General features: G+C 61.9%; 15 protein-coding genes and 1 pseudogene. 11 read left to right on the top strand and 5 right to left on the bottom strand.

Annotated elements, in window-relative coordinates; translation table 11 throughout:
• Window positions 1-26 precede the first annotated feature (26 nt).
• From Q8O69_RS01685 to rluB, 7 genes are all read left to right on the top strand, one after another.
• Window positions 27-890: a PHP domain-containing protein gene (locus Q8O69_RS01685; protein WP_275961325.1), complete on the top strand. Its 864-nt coding sequence runs from the start codon at window positions 27-29 to the stop codon at window positions 888-890.
• A 13-nt stretch (window positions 891-903) separates the two neighbouring features.
• Window positions 904-1,533, top strand: a complete 630-nt coding sequence (locus Q8O69_RS01680) for an L-threonylcarbamoyladenylate synthase (RefSeq protein ID WP_305589173.1) — start codon at window positions 904-906, stop codon at window positions 1,531-1,533.
• A 44-nt stretch (window positions 1,534-1,577) separates the two neighbouring features.
• Window positions 1,578-2,792, top strand: a complete 1,215-nt coding sequence (locus Q8O69_RS01675; RefSeq protein WP_305589172.1) for a tryptophan--tRNA ligase — start codon at window positions 1,578-1,580, stop codon at window positions 2,790-2,792.
• Window positions 2,793-2,965: 173 nt separating this feature from the next.
• Window positions 2,966-3,664, top strand: a complete 699-nt coding sequence (locus tag Q8O69_RS01670; protein WP_305589233.1) for a ScpA family protein — start codon at window positions 2,966-2,968, stop codon at window positions 3,662-3,664.
• Window positions 3,665-3,666: 2 nt separating this feature from the next.
• Window positions 3,667-4,458: an SMC-Scp complex subunit ScpB gene (gene scpB / locus Q8O69_RS01665; RefSeq protein ID WP_305589171.1), complete on the top strand. Its 792-nt coding sequence runs from the start codon at window positions 3,667-3,669 to the stop codon at window positions 4,456-4,458.
• 12 nt (window positions 4,459-4,470) lie between these two features.
• On the top strand, window positions 4,471-4,650 hold the full coding sequence (locus Q8O69_RS01660) for a DUF1289 domain-containing protein (RefSeq protein ID WP_305589170.1): 180 nt from the start codon (window positions 4,471-4,473) through the stop codon (window positions 4,648-4,650).
• Window positions 4,651-4,771: 121 nt separating this feature from the next.
• A complete protein-coding gene (gene rluB / locus Q8O69_RS01655) occupies window positions 4,772-5,971 on the top strand; it encodes a 23S rRNA pseudouridine(2605) synthase RluB (RefSeq protein ID WP_305589169.1) in 1,200 nt (399 codons plus the stop codon).
• Between the two features lie 59 nt (window positions 5,972-6,030).
• On the opposite strand, the gene Q8O69_RS01650 is transcribed toward rluB, so the two are convergent.
• From Q8O69_RS01650 to Q8O69_RS01630, 5 genes are all read right to left on the bottom strand, one after another.
• Window positions 6,031-6,957 carry a GGDEF domain-containing protein gene (locus tag Q8O69_RS01650; RefSeq protein WP_305589167.1) on the bottom strand — a complete coding sequence of 309 codons (927 nt, stop codon included), beginning with the start codon at window positions 6,955-6,957 and terminating at the stop codon, window positions 6,031-6,033.
• A 217-nt stretch (window positions 6,958-7,174) separates the two neighbouring features.
• Window positions 7,175-7,915, bottom strand: a complete 741-nt coding sequence (locus Q8O69_RS01645) for a YciK family oxidoreductase (protein WP_305589166.1) — start codon at window positions 7,913-7,915, stop codon at window positions 7,175-7,177.
• A gap of 59 nt (window positions 7,916-7,974) precedes the next feature.
• Window positions 7,975-8,646 (bottom strand): N-acetylmuramic acid 6-phosphate phosphatase MupP, encoded by a 672-nt coding sequence (gene mupP, locus Q8O69_RS01640; RefSeq protein ID WP_305589165.1) that lies wholly within the window; start codon window positions 8,644-8,646, stop codon window positions 7,975-7,977.
• 5 nt (window positions 8,647-8,651) lie between these two features.
• Entirely contained in the window at window positions 8,652-9,350 is a 699-nt protein-coding gene (gene ubiG / locus Q8O69_RS01635) for a bifunctional 2-polyprenyl-6-hydroxyphenol methylase/3-demethylubiquinol 3-O-methyltransferase UbiG (protein WP_305589164.1), read from the bottom strand.
• Between the two features lie 139 nt (window positions 9,351-9,489).
• Window positions 9,490-10,809 carry a TRZ/ATZ family hydrolase gene (locus Q8O69_RS01630; protein WP_305589163.1) on the bottom strand — a complete coding sequence of 440 codons (1,320 nt, stop codon included), beginning with the start codon at window positions 10,807-10,809 and terminating at the stop codon, window positions 9,490-9,492.
• A gap of 138 nt (window positions 10,810-10,947) precedes the next feature.
• Between Q8O69_RS01630 and mtnA the strand changes: the two genes are divergently transcribed.
• The 4 genes and pseudogenes from mtnA to Q8O69_RS01610 all read left to right on the top strand — a co-directional run.
• Window positions 10,948-12,024 (top strand): S-methyl-5-thioribose-1-phosphate isomerase, encoded by a 1,077-nt coding sequence (mtnA, locus tag Q8O69_RS01625; protein WP_305589162.1) that lies wholly within the window; start codon window positions 10,948-10,950, stop codon window positions 12,022-12,024.
• 244 nt (window positions 12,025-12,268) lie between these two features.
• On the top strand, window positions 12,269-15,037 hold the full coding sequence (gyrA, locus tag Q8O69_RS01620; RefSeq protein ID WP_305589161.1) for a DNA gyrase subunit A: 2,769 nt from the start codon (window positions 12,269-12,271) through the stop codon (window positions 15,035-15,037).
• 93 nt (window positions 15,038-15,130) lie between these two features.
• Window positions 15,131-16,216: a 3-phosphoserine/phosphohydroxythreonine transaminase gene (gene serC / locus Q8O69_RS01615; RefSeq protein WP_305589160.1), complete on the top strand. Its 1,086-nt coding sequence runs from the start codon at window positions 15,131-15,133 to the stop codon at window positions 16,214-16,216.
• A 104-nt stretch (window positions 16,217-16,320) separates the two neighbouring features.
• Window positions 16,321-16,535: pseudogene (locus tag Q8O69_RS01610) on the top strand (hypothetical protein); the annotation flags it as partial.

Below are 16,535 nucleotides of genomic sequence, written 5' to 3'. Positions count from 1 at the left end.
CATAAATGACTCGGAAAGCGCCCCTTATGGATGTTGATTTGCATTGCCACAGCACCGCTTCAGATGGCGCCCTTGCGCCGGCTGTGGTGGTGGCGCGGGCGTTTGAGCGCGGTGTGCGTTTGCTGGCGTTGACCGATCACGACACTCTCGATGGCCTTGATGAAGCCGGCGCCGCAGCGCAAGCCTTGGGTATGCAGCTGGTCAATGGCATCGAGCTGTCCTGCACCTGGGGTGGCGCGACCATTCACGTGTTGGGCTACGCCTTCAACCGCGATGCGCCGGCCTTGCAGCAGGCGATTGCCGAATTGCATGAGGGGCGCTGGTTGCGCGCTGCGGAAATCAGCAAACGCCTGGAAGCCAAGGGTATGCCAGGTGCGCTGGAAGGCGCGCGGGCCATGCAACAGGAATTGGGCGACAGCGGCAACGCCCCGGCGCGTCCGCACTTTGCCGACTTTCTGGTACGCAGTGGCTACGTCAAGGACCGCGCCGAAGCGTTTCGCAAGTGGCTGGGCTCGGGCAAGTTGGGTGATGTCAAACAGCACTGGCCAGAGTTGGCTCAGGCAGTGGATACCCTGCGCCGTGCCAATGCCTGGGTCAGTCTGGCGCATCCCTGGCAGTACGACTTTACTCGGAGTAAACGACGCAAGTTGATCGCCGATTTTGTCGGTGCCGGCGGCCATTCACTTGAGGTGGTCAACGGTATGCAGCCGGCCGAGCAGGTTGGCAGTCTGGCGATTCTGGCGAGGGAGTTCGGCATGTTTGTCACCGCAGGCAGTGATTTCCACGCGCCAGGCCAGTGGTCTGAGCTGGGCGTCTATCGCCCGGTGCCCGAGGATCTACCGCCCCTGTGGGCACGGTTTCAGCATGTCCAGCAGCCTACTGCAATTTGACCAGGAACCGAGCGTGAGCCAATTCTTCCAGATTCATCCGGAAAACCCGCAAGCGCGCCTGATCAAACAGGCCGTGGAGATTATTCGTAGCGGCGGGGTGGTGATCTATCCGACCGATTCCTCCTATGCCGTCGGCTGCCACATCGGCGACAAGAGCGCGGTGGAGCGCATCCGCCGCCTGCGTCAGCTGGACGATAAACACAACTTCACCCTGGTATGCCGCGACCTGTCGCAGCTCAGCACCTTCGCCAAGGTCGACACCGCCGCCTTTCGCCTGCTCAAGAGTCATACCCCGGGGCCTTACACCTTTATCCTCAATGCCACCCGTGAGGTGCCGCGCATGCTGCTGCATGCTAAGCGCCGCACCATCGGTTTGCGTGTGCCCAGCCATCCGATAGCCATGGCCTTGCTGGCCGAGCTGGATGAGCCGTTGATGAGCGTGACCTTGATTCTGCCGGAGGACACGCTGCCGATGAGCGACCCTTACGAGATGCGTCAGATCCTTGAGCATCAGGTCGATCTGATCATCGATGGCGGTTTTGGCGGGCTGGAAGCCTCTACCGTGGTCAGCCTGCTTAACGATGAGCCCGAGGTGTTCCGAGTGGGTTGCGGTGATCCGTCGCCTTTTACGAATGACATCTGATCCTGGCTATAATCGGGCTCCTTTGAGCTTTCAGGTAATCCGTTTTGAGTCTTGTTGACGCTGAACGCCGCGTGCTGTCTGGCATGCGCCCGAGTGGTCTGCTGCACCTGGGGCACTACCAGGGGGTGCTGAAGAACTGGGTGAAGCTGCAACACACCTATGAATGCTTCTTCTGCATCGTTGACCTACACGCGCTGACCACTGATTACGACGATGTCGGCCCACTGTCCCAGCGCGTAATGGACATGGCCGTGGACTGGCTGGCGGCCGGCGTCAGCCCCAGCTCAGCGACGCTGTTTATCCAGTCGCAAGTCCCTGAACACGCCGAGTTGCACCTGCTGCTGTCGATGATCTGCCCGCTCAGCTGGCTGGAGCGGGTGCCGTCCTATAAAGAGCAGCAGGAACAGTTGCACGGCAAGGACCTGAGCACCTTCGGCTTTCTCGGTTACCCCTTGCTGCAGGCCGCGGATATTCTGCTGTACCGCGCCGGCGTGGTGCCGGTGGGCAGCGATCAGCTGGCGCATATCGAGTTCGCCCGGGATGTGGCGCGGCGTTTCAACCATTTGTATGGCCGCGAGCCTGGCTTTGAGGAGAAGGCCGAGGCGGCGATTATCAAGCTCGGCAAGAAAACCGCGACGCTCTACAACAATCTGCGCAAGGCCTATCAGCAGCAGGGCGACGCCGAGGCGCTGGAAACCGCGCGGGCGCTGCTTAAGGATCAACAGAGCATTACCCTGGGTGATAAAGAGCGCCTTTACGGTTACCTGGAGGGTGGCGGCAAGATTCTGCTGATTGAACCGCAGGCCATGCTCGGCGAGTCGCCCAAGCTGCTCGGGCTCGATGGCGGGAAGATGTCCAAATCCAATAACAACGCGATTTTCCTGCGTGACAACGCTGCGGCGATCGAGGAGAAGATCCGCCGTATGCCGACCGATCCAGCGCGGGTGCATCGCGATGATCCCGGTAGCCCGGCGAATTGTCCGGTGTGGCCGCTGCATCAGCTGTATTCCAGTAATGAGACCTGCGACTGGGCCCAGCAAGGCTGCCGCAGCGCCGGTATCGGCTGTCTGGAATGCAAGGCGCCTTTGGTTGAGGCGCTGCAGCAGGAGTTGCAACCGTTGCAGGCGCGCGCCGCGGATTATCAGGACAACCCTGATCTGGTGCGGCAGATTCTTGCCGATGGCGCCGAGCGTGCGCGCTCCGAGGCGCGCGAAACTCTGAGTGAAGTGCGCCTGGCCCTTGGCCTGAATTACCGCTGAACCTAACGCTGAATCTAATTTCGAGAATGACCATGTCCAGCGTGCCAGCCCAGGAACATCCCGAGAGCCATCCCCAGGATCAGGCCAATGCCCAGCAAGAGCTGCCATTTGCCCTGGTATATGGCCAGGCGGTCACCGAAATGCCGCTGGACCTGTATATCCCGCCGGATGCCCTGGAGGTGTTTCTCGAAGCCTTCGAGGGCCCGCTGGACCTGCTGCTGTACCTGATCCGCAAACAGAACATTGATGTGCTGGATATCCCAGTGGCGGAAATCACCCGCCAGTACATGGGTTATGTCGAGCTGATGCAGTCTGTGCGCCTGGAGTTGGCGGCCGAGTACCTGGTGATGGCGGCCATGCTCGCCGAGATCAAGTCGCGCATGTTGTTGCCGCGCTCCAGTGAGGTCGAAGCTGAAGAAGACGACCCGCGCGCCGAGCTGATCCGCCGTCTGCAGGAATACGAGCGTTATAAAGCCGCTGCAGAAGGCATCGACGGCCTTAGCCGGGTCGGTCGTGACGTTACCGTGCCGCGTCTTGATGCCCCCGAAGCGCGGGCGCGCAAGCTGCTGCCGGATGTCAGCCTGGAAGAAGTGCTGCTGTCGATGGCCGAAGTGCTGCGCCGCGCCGATATGTTTGAAAGCCACCAGGTCACCCGTGAAGCGCTGTCGACCCGCGAGCGCATGAGCGAAGTGCTCGAACGCCTCAAGGGCGGCGCGTTTGTGCCCTTTGTCAGCCTGTTCAGCGCCGAAGAGGGCAAGCTCGGGGTGGTGGTGACCTTTATGGCAGTGCTCGAGTTGATCAAGGAATCCCTGGTTGAACTGGTGCAAAATGAGGCTTTTGGGCCAATCCATGTGCGTGCGCGGGCTGAATAAGCATGAACCTTAACGAACCTCGTGAGCTGGCCAGCCTGCTCGAAGCCTTCCTCCTGGCCTCCGGTAAACCGCAATCGCTGGAGCGTCTGTACGAACTCTTCGAGGAGGCCGAGCGGCCGGAGCCGGCGGTGTTCAAGAAGGCCCTGACACACCTGGGCAAGTCCTGTGAAGGGCGCGCTTTCGAGCTTATTGAAGTGGCGTCCGGTTACCGTCTGCAAGTGCGTGAGAAATTTGCGCCTTGGGTTGGTCGCCTATGGGAAGAGCGCCCGCAGCGCTATTCGCGCGCGATGTTGGAAACCCTGGCGCTGATTGCCTACCGCCAGCCGATCACCCGGGGCGAGATTGAAGATGTGCGCGGTGTGGCGGTCAACAGCCATATCGTCAAAACCCTGCTGGAGCGCGAGTGGATTCGTGTGGTCGGTTATCGCGATGTGCCGGGCAAACCGGCGATGTTCGCCACCACCAAGGCCTTTCTCGATCACTTCAACCTGAAAAGCCTCGACGAATTACCGCCTCTGGCCGCCCTGCGCGAACTGGAACCGGAGCCTGTGCTGGCTTTTGAGGATGATCTGGACGCGCCGCAAAGCCTGCAGGCGCGTGCCGACCTGGCCCTGGCCGATGAGCCGGCGGCGGAGGCGGGCGAGGAAACCAGCTTCAGTAGCCTGCTAGCTGAACTCGACTCGATGGAACAGGGTCTGAAGACCGACTTCGATGATTTACCCGAGCAGGACGATGAGCTTGACGATGCCGATGAGCCTCACGAAACCCTGGATAAAGAGCAGCTGTCTGACTGAAGCGTTAGCGCGGTGAAAGACCCCTGCATCAAGCTGTGCAAGTTCGAGCGTGATATATGCCTCGGTTGCGGGCGCAGCAAGGCCGAGATCAAAGGCTGGAAGAAGCTCGACAAGGCTTCCCGGCGTGTCGTTCTGGCCGAGGCGGATATGCGCTTGCTGAGTTTGGCGACCATCGGTCGGCGCAAAGGCTGACGGCCACCGATCAGCCAGCTAGCCTCAATCCGTGCGTAAGCGCCGCGTTTCGCGTATGCTCCGCGGCCCTTCGACGACTCGAGTCGTCCAATCACTAAAGAAAACACCGGGAGGTGCCCAGATGAGTGAAGAAATCGAAGAATACAGCCCCGCAGGCGAAAAGCTGCAGAAAGTCATGGCGCGCATGGGCCTGGCTTCACGCCGTGAAATTGAAGCCTGGATTACCGCTGGCCGCGTCAAGGTCAACGGCGCAGTCGCCAGCCTCGGCGTACGCGTCGACCTGCACGATGCGATTGCCGTCGATGGCAAGGTGATCCGCCGCGAAGAAGCCGCAGAAAGCGTGCGCCGCGTAATCATCTACAACAAACCCGAAGGCGAGATCTGCACCCGTGACGACCCGGAAGGCCGTCCGACAGTATTTGACCGTCTGCCACGGCCGAAAGATGGCCGCTGGATCAATATCGGTCGCCTCGACATCAATACCACCGGTTTGCTGATGTTCACCACTGACGGTGAGCTGGCCAACCGCCTGATGCACCCATCCTTCCAGATGGATCGCGAGTACGCCGTGCGTGTGCGTGGTGAAGTCGACGAAGAGATGATCGAGCGCCTGAAAGCCGGCGTGATGCTCGAAGACGGCCCGGCCAAGTTCACCGACATCAAGGTCGCGCCAGGTGGCGTGGGCTTCAACCACTGGTATCACTGCGTGGTGATGGAAGGCCGTAACCGCGAAGTGCGCCGGTTGTGGGAATCCCAGGGGCTGGTGGTCAGCCGTCTGAAGCGCGTGCGTTTCGGCCCGGTGTTTATCACCTCGGATCTGACCATGGGCCGCTGGCGCGAAATGAGCCAGCGCGAAGTGGATATCCTCAGTGAGGAAGTCGGCCTCAAGCCGGTCGCCTTGCCGGATATGAAGGAAAAAGCCCGCGACAAGATCGACCGTCTGCAACGCAAATCGGCCAAGCCGGTGGGGCGTGCCGCCCGTCCGGAGCGGACTTTGCGCCCGGCCCATGGCGGCGGTCCGGCAGCGGCTGGCGACCAGGGCCGTTCGCGCCCTGCGCGTGGTGAAGGTGCTGAGCGTGGCGAGCGTCCAGTACGCACCCCGCGTGCGCCGCGTGTCGATCAAGGCAAAGGCACACCAGTTGCCGAGCGCCCGAGCGATGTCAACAAGAAGCGTCCGGCCAAGCCGGGTGCGCAGCGTCCAGGCGTTGAGTTGACTGATCGTCCGTCGCGTAAGCCGGCCGGTGCGCCGGTCAAGCGTCGCAGCCAGCCGACCCGCGAAGGTCAGCGTCCGGGCTTCGGTCGCGGTCCTAAGCCGGAGTAAAGCATTTCGGCAGATGTGAAAAAGGCGACCCTCGGGTCGCCTTTTTATTGCTGGACGTTTTACCCAGCCATCGACAGGCGATTGCGGCCGTCGCGCTTGGACACGTACAGCGCGCTATCGGCGCGGCGCATCAGGCTTTCCATCGACTCACCCGGCAGCAGGGTGGCGCAGCCGAGGCTGACCGACAGCTCAATGGCGCGGTTTTCCACCAGATACTGGATGCCTAGGACGGCCAGGCGCAGGCGCTCACCGACCATCGAAGCGGCTTCGCGGCTGGTGCTGGAGAGCAGCACCATAAATTCTTCACCACCGAAGCGGAACACCATGTCGACATTGCGCAGGCTGTCTTTCAGCGCGGTGGCGACGGCCTTGAGCGCCTGGTCACCGATCAGATGGCCGTGGTTATCGTTGATGCGTTTGAAGTGGTCGATGTCGACCATCAGCACGGACAACGGCTGCAGGGTGCGCCGGGCGATGTCCACTTCGCGCTTGAGCGTCTGCTGCATGGCGATGCGGTTGCCGGTTTCGGTCAGCGGGTCGCGCAGTGCGCTCTGTACTGCCGAACGGTAGAGCAGGGCGTTGCGCAGAGGAAACAGCAGGCTGGCCAGCAATGATTCCAGCTGGCCCAGCTCGTCCTCGCTGAAACGCTGGTTACGGCGGAACGTCAGCTCACCGAGGTACTCGCCTTCGTGATTCAGGCGGTAGCCGGCCGAGTGGTTGGCGCGCTCGCCCAGGTCCAGGCGCAGGTCGCAGGACGCCAGGTGGTAGCTGAGGGAGCTAAGGGGCACCAGGCGCTGCACTTCAGTGAAAAACAGCTCAAGAATGCGTTCGGCTTCCAGCGAGGTTTGCAGGCGCAGGCTCAGCTGTTGGCGCAGTTGCGCCAGGCTGACTGGTTTCAGATTTTTCTGCAGGCGACCGGCATAGCCGAGGCGCTGCAATTTGGCAGCGTCGAAATCGATGGTGTTGGACTGGTTGTGCGGGGCCATAAAGCCTTACCTCTTACGCGATACGCGACGACTGAAAGAGGTAGAGCGAATTTCATGCCAAGCGCGGTAGCGTGCGAAAAGTGCTTTTATTTCATGCACTTAGATTTATGTGGCAACGGCTGGCGGCAAGTCTTTGCCGGTTAACTGGCGGGGCTGCTGGCAATTTGATGCCAGGCGAGTCGGCTGCCGCCGGAAAACCGGCGGCAGTTGTGATGGTTTATTGCGCGTCAAATGCCTGGCCGTTGACGCCCGTACTATCCGGCCCCATCAGGTACAGATAGACCGGCATGATCGCCTCAGGCAACGGGTTGTTGGCCGGGTTCTCCCCTGGATAGGCCTGGGCACGCATATCGGTGCGGGTGGCGCCTGGGTTGACGCTGTTGGCGCGCACATTGGCGATACCGTCGATTTCATCGGCCAGTACCTGCATCAGGCCCTCGGTGGCGAACTTCGATACCGCATAAGCGCCCCAGTACGCGCGGCCCTTGCGGCCGACGCTGCTGGAGGTGAATACCACCGAGGCGTCCGTCGAGAGCTTGAGCAGCGGCAGCAGGGTGCTGGTGAGCATAAACATGGCGTTGACGTTGACCTGCATCACGCGCATGAAGTTGTCGCCGGACAGCTGCTCCAGCGGCGTGCGCGGGCCGATGATCGAGGCGTTGTGCAGCAGGCCGTCGAGCTTGCCGAATTCGGCTTCGATCATCGCCGCCAGTTCGTCGTACTGATGCGGCAGGGCGGTTTCCAGGTTGAACGGGATGACCGCGGCCTGCGGGTGACCGGCGGCTTCGATGGCGTCATACACCCGGCTGAGATTTTCTTCGGTTTTGCCCAGTAGCAGCACGGTTGCGCCATGGGCGGCAAAGGTCTTGGCGGCGGTTGCGCCAATGCCACGGCCGGCGCCGGTCACCAGAATCACGCGGCCCTTGAGCAGGTCGGGGCGGGCGGAATAGTCATGCATGGGTAAAGCCTCATTAATTCAAAAACGGGTGGCGTCGGTGCGCGCCCGGCAGGCGATTTTCAGCAGCTGCACAGGGCGCGTTCGAGTACGGCACGCAGTTCCAGCGGATGGTCCACCACCACATCGGCGCCCCAGTTGCGTGGGTTGTCCTGCGGGTGGATATAGCCGTAGGTCACGGCGGCGGTCTTGCAGCCGGCGGCGCGGCCAGCTTCGATATCGCGTTCGTCATCGCCAATAAACAGGGTGGCGGCGGGCTCCACGCCCATCTTCGCGCAGGCTAGCAGGATCATCTCCGGGTCGGGTTTGCTGCGGCTGACGTGATCCGGACAGACCAACACCGCCGAGCGCTGCGCCAAGCCGAGCTGTTGCATGATCGGTTCGGCGTAGCGCACCGGCTTGTTGGTCGCCACACCCCAGATCAGCTTGGCCTGTTCGATGTCATCAAGCAGTTCATTCATGCCGTCGAAGGGCCGGGTAAGTACCGCACAGTGGCTCTGATAACGTTCGAGAAACTCTAGGCGCAGGGCTTCGAAACCTGCGGCCTCGGGGTCCATGGCAAAGTTGGCGGCGACCATGGCACGCGCACCGCCGGAGACCTGATCACGAATCAACTTGTCGTTAATCGGCGGCAGACCGCGCTCGGCGCGCATGGCCTGGCTGATGGCGACAAAGTCCGGCGCGCTGTCGAGCAGGGTGCCGTCCATATCGAATAGAACTGCGCGTAAACGCATGCGCCTCACTCCTCGCGCAGGGTCTGGATCATATAGTTGACGTCGACATCGGCTTCCAGCTTGTAGCGTTTGCTCAGCGGGTTGTAGGTCAGGCCGATGATGTCCTTGACCTCAAGGCCCGCCTCGCGGCTCCAGGCGCCCAGCTCTGACGGACGGATAAATTTCTTGAAGTCATGGGTGCCGCGCGGCAGCAGGCGCATCACGTACTCAGCACCGATGATGGCGAACAGGTAGGCCTTGGGGTTGCGGTTGATGGTGGAGAAGAACACCTGACCGCCGGGTTTGACCATGCGGTAACAGGCGCGGATCACCGACGCCGGGTCCGGCACGTGCTCAAGCATTTCCAGGCAGGTGACCACATCGAACTGCTCGGGCATCTCGATGGCCAGGGCTTCGGCAGTGATCTGCCGGTACTCGACGCTTACGCCTGATTCCAGCTGGTGCAGTTGGGCCACGGCCAGCGGCGCTTCACCCATATCGATGCCGGTGACGCTGGCGCCGCGCTGAGCCATGGATTCGCTGAGGATGCCGCCGCCGCAGCCGACGTCGAGCACCTTTTTGCCGGCCAGGCCGACGCGCTCGTCGATCCAGTTGACCCGCAATGGGTTGATGTCGTGCAGCGGCTTGAATTCGCTTTCGCGGTCCCACCAGCGATGGGCGAGGGCTTCGAATTTGGCGATTTCGGCGTGGTCGACGTTGCTCATATAAATCCCTGAGTCAGGCTGCGGCGAGAGTGGGAGCGCAAGGCGCTTATGTTGCCAGTTTCGCCGGGTGGATTGGACGCCTGTTGTGCGTCCAATGTATGTCAGTTTGTCGCAGTTCCCGCATTCTCTGGGCTTGCGGTTATTTAGCGGCGATTTTCGCCCCCCAGGCGCGTGCATTGGCGACGATCCGCGCCTCGTCCAGGCGCGTCAGTTGGCCGCCGTCGAGCAAAAGCTTGCCGCTGACCCACAGGTGTTCGACGCAGGCGCGGCCGCCGGCGTAGATCAGTTGCGATACCGGGTCGTAGACCGGCTGCTGGGCCAGGCCGGAGAGGTTGAATACCGCCATGTCCGCTGCCTTGCCCAGTTCCAGTGAGCCGATCTGCTCATCCAGGCCAAGGGCGCGGGCGCCGTTCAGTGTGGCCATACGCAGCGCGCGGTGGGCATCCAGCGCAGTGGCAGAGCCGGCAATCGCCTTGGCCAGCAGGGCAGCGGTACGGGTTTCGCCGAGTAGGTCGAGGTCGTTGTTGCTCGCCGCGCCATCGGTGCCGATGGCCACATTGACCCCGGCCTGCCAGAGTTTTTCCACCGGGCAGAAGCCGCAGGCCAACTTGAGGTTGGACTCCGGGCAGTGGATCACGCTGCTGTTGCTTTCCACCAGCAGGGCCAGGTCTTCATCATTAATCTGGGTCATATGCACGGCCTGGAAGCGCGGGCCGAGCAGGTCGAGGCGCGCCAGGCGGGCCAGTGGCCGCTCGCCACGCTGCTCCAGGCTCTGCTGCACTTCGAAGGCGGTTTCGTGCACGTGCATATGAATGCCAGCGTCCAGCTCTTCGGCGAGCACGCGGATGTTCTCCAGCTTGTCGTCGCTCACTGTATAGGGCGCGTGCGGGCCAAAGGCCACGCTTAGACGTGGGTGATGCTTGAGGTCGTCGAACAGCGCCAGGCCCTTGCGCAGCGCTTCGTCCGCATCACGCGCGCCGGGAATCGGGAAATCCAGCACGGGAATGGTGATTTGTGCGCGGATGCCGCTGCTGTGCACCAGCTGGCTGGCGGTTTCCGGGTAGAAGTACATGTCGGAGAAGCAAGTGATGCCGCCCTTGAGCTGTTCGGCGATGGCCAGCTCGGTGCCATCCTGCACAAACTGCTCGTTGACCCACTTGGCCTCGGCCGGCCAAATGTGCTTCTCCAGCCAGGTCATCAGCGGCAGATCATCGGCCAGGCCGCGGAACAGGGTCATTGCCGCATGCCCGTGGGCGTTGACCAGGCCTGGCGTGAGCAGTCGCCCGGGTAGTTCAAGCACCTGCAGGGCCGCGTGTTTGAGTGCTTCAGCGCGCGGGGCTATCAGCGCGATACGTCCGTCACGGATGCCCAGGCCGTGTTCCAGCAGCACCACGCCAGCAGGTTCGACCGGGACCAGCCAGGTGGGCAGGAGCAGGAGGTCGAGCGGGGCTTGGGGCATGGGGAGCGCTTCCGGCAGTCAGTAAAGTGGCGAGTTTATAGGGGAACGCCCTAGGCTTGAAGCTGCATGCAGCTGATCTGGCGCGATGTGCGGAGTGCTGTGCGTATAATGGTCGGCTTTTTCCGGCGGAGGTGTGTCATGCGCGAGCAATTGCTAGCGGCAGAGAAGGTCAGGGCCATCGAGTGGCGTGACGGCGCTCTGCACCTGCTCGATCAGCGCGCGCTGCCTTTCGAGGAAACCTGGCTGAGCTACCACTCGGCGGCGGATGTCGCCGAGGCGATCCGCAGCATGGTGGTGCGCGGCGCGCCGGCCATCGGCATCAGTGCGGCCTATGCAATCGTTCTGGCTGTACGGGCTCGTCTGCAGGCAGGCGGTGACTGGCGCGCGGCACTGCAGGCGGATTTCGACCTGCTGGCGGCTTCGCGGCCGACCGCGGTCAACCTGTTCTGGGCGCTCGAACGCATGCGTGATCGGCTGGGTCGGCTGAAAAGCCATGACGACCCGCTGGCGCTGCTGGAGGCCGAAGCCATCGGCATCCATCAGAGTGATCGCGAAGCCAACCTGACCATGGCCCAGCTGGGCGTCGATCTGATCCGCAAGCATCAAGGCAATCAGCAGAACCTGCTGACCCACTGCAATGCCGGCGCTCTGGCCACGGGCGGCTTTGGTACGGCACTGGGGGTGATTCGCGCAGCCTTCCACGATGGTTTGCTTGAGCGGGTATACGCCGACGAAACCCGGCCCTGGCTGCAGGGCTCGCGCCTGACAGCCTGGGAGCTGGCCGCTGACGGCATTCCGGTGACTGTCAATGTCGATTCGGCTGCCGCGCACCTGATGAAAACCCGTGGCATCACCTGGGTCATCGTCGGGGCGGACCGCATTGCTGCAAACGGCGATGTGGCGAACAAGATCGGCACCTATCAGCTGGCCGTGAATGCCATGCACCATGGCGTGCGCTTTATGGTGGTCGCGCCCAGCTCAACTATTGATATGGCCATGGAGCACGGTGACGACATCGTGCTGGAAGAGCGTGATGCCAGTGAGCTGCTCGAGCTGGGCGGCAAGCGCATTGCTGGCGGGATCGAAGCGCTCAATCCGGTATTCGATGTGACCCCGGCGGACCTGATCGACTTTATCGTCACCGAGAAGGGCGTGGTGGATCGTCCAGATACGGAAAAAATGGCGCAATTGATGTGCCGCAAGCGCCTGCACTGAGTTTTTCTGCGGGTGCGCGCACCTAGTCGGTAGGGTGGCGCTGGGGATAGGTGCGCCGCGGTGATTGTGGTAAGCTCCGGCGGTTTTCGGGGGTGCCCGTTATGGGCCTCTTACCTGCGCAGATACATGGCATAACTTATTGATTTGTCGTGAGTCGCTATGAGCCTCAAGGCACGGCGACAGGCTCCACACCACTCAGGACGAGCGGCGCGGAGTTTCACCAGAAAAAGGAACAAGGCTACTCATGGGCGAACTGGCCAAAGAAATCCTCCCGGTCAATATTGAAGACGAACTCAAGCAGTCCTACCTCGATTACGCGATGAGCGTAATTGTCGGGCGAGCGCTGCCGGATGCACGTGATGGCTTGAAGCCCGTGCACCGCCGTGTGCTGTTTGCCATGAGTGAGTTGGGCAACGACTGGAACAAGGCATACAAGAAGTCCGCCCGTGTGGTCGGTGACGTAATCGGTAAGTACCACCCGCACGGTGATACCGCGGTGTACGACACCATCGTCCGCATGGCGCAGCCATTCTCGCTGCGTTACCTGCTGGTCGACGGCCAGGGCAACTTCGGTTCGGTGGACGGCGATAACGCCGCCGCCATGCGATACACCGAAGTGCGCATGACCAAGCTGGCCCATGAGCTGCTGGCTGACCTGCACAAAGAAACCGTGGATTGGGTGCCGAACTACGACGGCACCGAGATGATCCCAGCGGTTATGCCGACCAAGGTCCCCAACCTGTTGGTCAACGGCTCCAGCGGTATCGCCGTGGGCATGGCCACCAATATTCCGCCGCACAACCTCACTGAAGTGATCAATGGTTGTCTGGCGCTGATCGACAACGGCGAGCTGACTGTCGATGAGCTGATGCAGTACATCCCCGGTCCGGACTTCCCGACTGCGGCGATCATTAACGGTCGCGCTGGCATCATCGAGGCTTACCGCACCGGCCGTGGCCGCATTTACATGCGCGCTCGGGCGATTATTGAAGACATCGACAAGGTCGGTGGCCGTCAGCAGATCATCGTCAGCGAGCTGCCGTATCAGCTGAACAAGGCGCGTCTGATCGAGAAGATCGCCGAGCTGGTTAAAGAGAAGAAGCTCGAAGGCATCACCGAGCTGCGCGATGAGTCCGACAAGGACGGCATGCGCATCGTGATCGAGCTGCGTCGCGGCGAAGTGCCGGAAGTGGTGCTCAACAACCTCTACGCCCAGACCCAGATGCAGTGTGTGTTCGGCATCAACGTGGTGGCGCTGATCGACGGCCAGCCGAAGGTCCTTAACCTCAAGGACATGCTCGAAGCCTTTATTCTGCACCGCCGTGAAGTGGTCACCCGCCGCACCGTATTCGAGCTGCGCAAGGCCCGTGAACGTGGGCATATCCTTGAAGGCCAGGCGGTTGCCCTGTCCAACATCGACCCGGTTATCGCCCTGATCAAGGCCTCGCCGACCCCGGCCGAAGCCAAGCTGGCGCTGATCGCCACGCCCTGGGAATCCAGTGCGGTGGAAACCATGGTCGAGCGCGCCGGTGCCGATGCCTGCCGCCCGGACGATCTTGATCCGCAGTACGGTCTGCGTGATGGCAAGTACTTCCTCTCGCCGGAACAGGCCCAGGCCATCCTTGAGCTGCGTCTGCACCGCCTGACCGGTCTTGAGCATGAAAAACTGCTGGCCGAATACCAGGAAATTCTCACCCAGATCGGCGAGCTGATCCGCATCCTCACCAGCGCTACGCGCCTGATGGAAGTGATTCGCGAGGAACTGGAAGCGGTCAAGGCCGAGTTTGGCGACAAGCGCCGCACCGAGATTCTCGACAATCGTCTGGACCTGAGCCTGGCTGACCTGATCACCGAAGAAGAGCGTGTGGTCACCATCTCCCACAGTGGCTATGCCAAGAGCCAGCCGCTGCATGCTTACCAGGCGCAGCGTCGCGGCGGTAAGGGCAAGTCGGCCACCGGCGTGAAGGATGAGGATTACATCGAGCATCTGCTGGTCGCCAACAGTCACGCCACGCTGCTGCTGTTCTCCAGCAAGGGCAAGGTGTACTGGCTGAAGACCTACGAAATTCCGGAGGCCTCGCGCGCTGCCCGTGGTCGTCCGCTGGTCAACTTGTTGCCGCTGGACGAAGGCGAGCGCATCACCGCCATGCTTCAGGTCGATCTCGAGGCCCTGCGTCAGCAAGCGCCAGAAGGCGATGAGCAGGACGATATCGAAGGCGTAGTGGTCGAGGCTGAAGAAGTCGAAGATCTGACCGAAGGCGATGACGCCGACGACGAGACCCCGGATGAACCGACCGGTGCCTACATCTTTATGGCTACGGCCAAAGGCACTGTGAAGAAGACTCCGCTGGTGCAGTTCAGCCGTCCGCGCAGCTCGGGCCTGATCGCCCTCAAGCTGGATGAAGATGACACCCTGATCTCCGCCGCCGTAACTGACGGCGCCCGCGAAGTGATGATGTTCTCCGACGGCGGCAAGGTCATTCGCTTCAAGGAAAGCAAGGTGCGCACCATGGGCCGTACCGCTCGTGGTGTGCGTGGTATGCGTCTGCCGGAAGGCCAGGAAATCATCTCCATGCTGATTCCTGAAGCCGATGCGCAGATTCTCACTGCTTCCGAGCGTGGCTACGGCAAGCGCACGGCTATGGCCGAGTTCCCGCGTCGCGGTCGTGGCGGCCAGGGCGTAATCGCCATGGTCAGCAACGAGCGTAACGGCAAGCTGGTCGGCGCCGTGCAGGTGCTGGAAGGCGAGGAAATCATGCTGATTTCCGACCAGGGCACATTGGTGCGTACCCGCGTCAGCGAAGTCTCCAGCCTCGGTCGTAACACCCAGGGTGTGACCCTGATCAAACTGGCCAAGGATGAAACCCTGGTGGGTCTTGAGCGCGTACAGGAGCCTTCGGCGGAAGACGACGAAGAGCTGCTGGAAGGCGAAGAGGGTTTTGACGGCGCAGTTGCGGATGAAGGTGATGCACCCGAAGCCGCAGCTGACGAAAGCCCGATCAGCGAAGAGTGATCTGTCGGGGCGAGTGCGCTCGCCCCTGACGGCGTAGGATTTGGCGGCTGCTGGCACGCACCAGCCCGCCCACTATTTTGAGCGAGAGTGGATGTGAGCAAGCGAGCCTTTAACTTCTGCGCCGGCCCGGCCGCGCTTCCTGAAGCTGTTCTGCAACGCGCCCAGGCGGAGCTCCTCGATTGGCAGGGTAAAGGCCTGTCGGTGATGGAGATGAGCCACCGCAGTGACGAGTACACCGCCATCGCGGAAAAGGCCGAGCAGGACCTGCGCGACCTGATGGAAATTCCGTCCGACTACAAGGTGCTGTTCCTGCAGGGCGGTGCGATCGCCGAGAACGCGATCGTGCCGATGAACCTGCTGCGTGGCAGGACCGTGGCGGATTACGTCAATACGGGCGAGTGGTCGAAGAAATCCATCAAGGAAGCGAAGAAATACTGCGCCGTGAATGTGGCGGCCTCGGGCGAGGACCGCGGTTTCACCTACATTCCGGCGCGCGAGACCTGGAAGCTCAGCAAGGATGCGGGTTACGTGCACATCTGCTCCAACGAGACCATCGGCGGCATCGAGTACCACTGGACGCCCGATACGGGTGACGTGCCGCTGGTTGCAGACATGTCCTCGCACATCCTCTCCCGAGCGGTCGATGTGGCCAGGTACGGCCTGATCTACGCCGGCGCCCAGAAGAACATCGGCCCGGCGGGGCTCACCATCGTGATCGTGCGCGATGATCTCATCGGCCAGGCGCTGCCGATCACGCCCTCGGCGTTCGACTACAAGCAGCAGGCCGACAGCGATTCGATGCTGAACACGCCTCCGACCTATGCCGTGTACATCGCCGGGCTCGTGTTCAAGTGGCTGAAGGAACAGGGCGGGCTCGCGCAGATCGAGAAACACAACATCGGCAAGGCGAAGCTGCTGTACGACTATCTGGATCAGAGCCGGTTCTTTGTCAGCCCGGTGGACAGGCAGGACCGTTCGCGGATGAACGTGCCGTTCAAACTGACGAACGAGGCGCTGGACGAGGAGTTCCTCAAGGGCGCGAAGCAGCGCGCCATGGTGCAGCTGAAAGGGCACCGGTCTGTGGGCGGCATGCGCGCCTCGATTTACAACGCGATGCCGATCGAGGGCGTGAAGGCGCTGGTCGAGTACATGCGGGAGTTCGAGGCGAAGCACGGTTGAATCCGGCCCCGGCCCGGTTTGTTCGGCCGCGCAGCTCAGCGCACGCGGGAATCTGAGAGGAATCCGGCACCCGGCGCAGGCCGCGGTGGGTTATGATTTTGCCGATGACAACGAAAAAATTCCAAATACAGGTACTCAACCAGATCTCGCAGATCGGGCTGCGGCGCTTTCCTCAGGAGCACTATCACGTCTCCAAGGACGTGGCGAAGCCCGATGCGATCCTCGTGCGTTCGCAGGACATGCACGGCACGACCATTGCCGAAAGCGTGCGGGCGATCGGCCGTGCGGGCGCGGGGACGAACAACATTCCGGTGAAGGC

It is taken from the genome of Pseudomonas sp., from assembly GCF_030690725.1.
In the GTDB taxonomy this organism is placed as follows: Bacteria; Pseudomonadota; Gammaproteobacteria; order Pseudomonadales; family Pseudomonadaceae; genus Aquipseudomonas.
Note: the sequence above shows the minus strand (reverse complement) of the source record. Positions and strands in the feature narration are given on the sequence as shown.

Excerpts from the sequence above, each read along its gene's own strand:
- Q8O69_RS01685 (WP_275961325.1), top strand. The coding sequence starts at position 27 with ATGGATGTTGATTTGCATTGCCACAGCACCGCTTCAGATGGCGCCCTT.
- scpB (WP_305589171.1), top strand. The coding sequence starts at position 3,667 with ATGAACCTTAACGAACCTCGTGAGCTGGCCAGCCTGCTCGAAGCCTTC.
- rluB (WP_305589169.1), top strand. The coding sequence starts at position 4,772 with ATGAGTGAAGAAATCGAAGAATACAGCCCCGCAGGCGAAAAGCTGCAG.
- Q8O69_RS01650 (WP_305589167.1), bottom strand. The coding sequence starts at position 6,957 with ATGGCCCCGCACAACCAGTCCAACACCATCGATTTCGACGCTGCCAAA.
- Q8O69_RS01645 (WP_305589166.1), bottom strand. The coding sequence starts at position 7,915 with ATGCATGACTATTCCGCCCGCCCCGACCTGCTCAAGGGCCGCGTGATT.
- mupP (WP_305589165.1), bottom strand. The coding sequence starts at position 8,646 with ATGCGTTTACGCGCAGTTCTATTCGATATGGACGGCACCCTGCTCGAC.
- ubiG (WP_305589164.1), bottom strand. The coding sequence starts at position 9,350 with ATGAGCAACGTCGACCACGCCGAAATCGCCAAATTCGAAGCCCTCGCC.
- Q8O69_RS01630 (WP_305589163.1), bottom strand. The coding sequence starts at position 10,809 with ATGCCCCAAGCCCCGCTCGACCTCCTGCTCCTGCCCACCTGGCTGGTC.
- mtnA (WP_305589162.1), top strand. The coding sequence starts at position 10,948 with ATGCGCGAGCAATTGCTAGCGGCAGAGAAGGTCAGGGCCATCGAGTGG.
- gyrA (WP_305589161.1), top strand. The coding sequence starts at position 12,269 with ATGGGCGAACTGGCCAAAGAAATCCTCCCGGTCAATATTGAAGACGAA.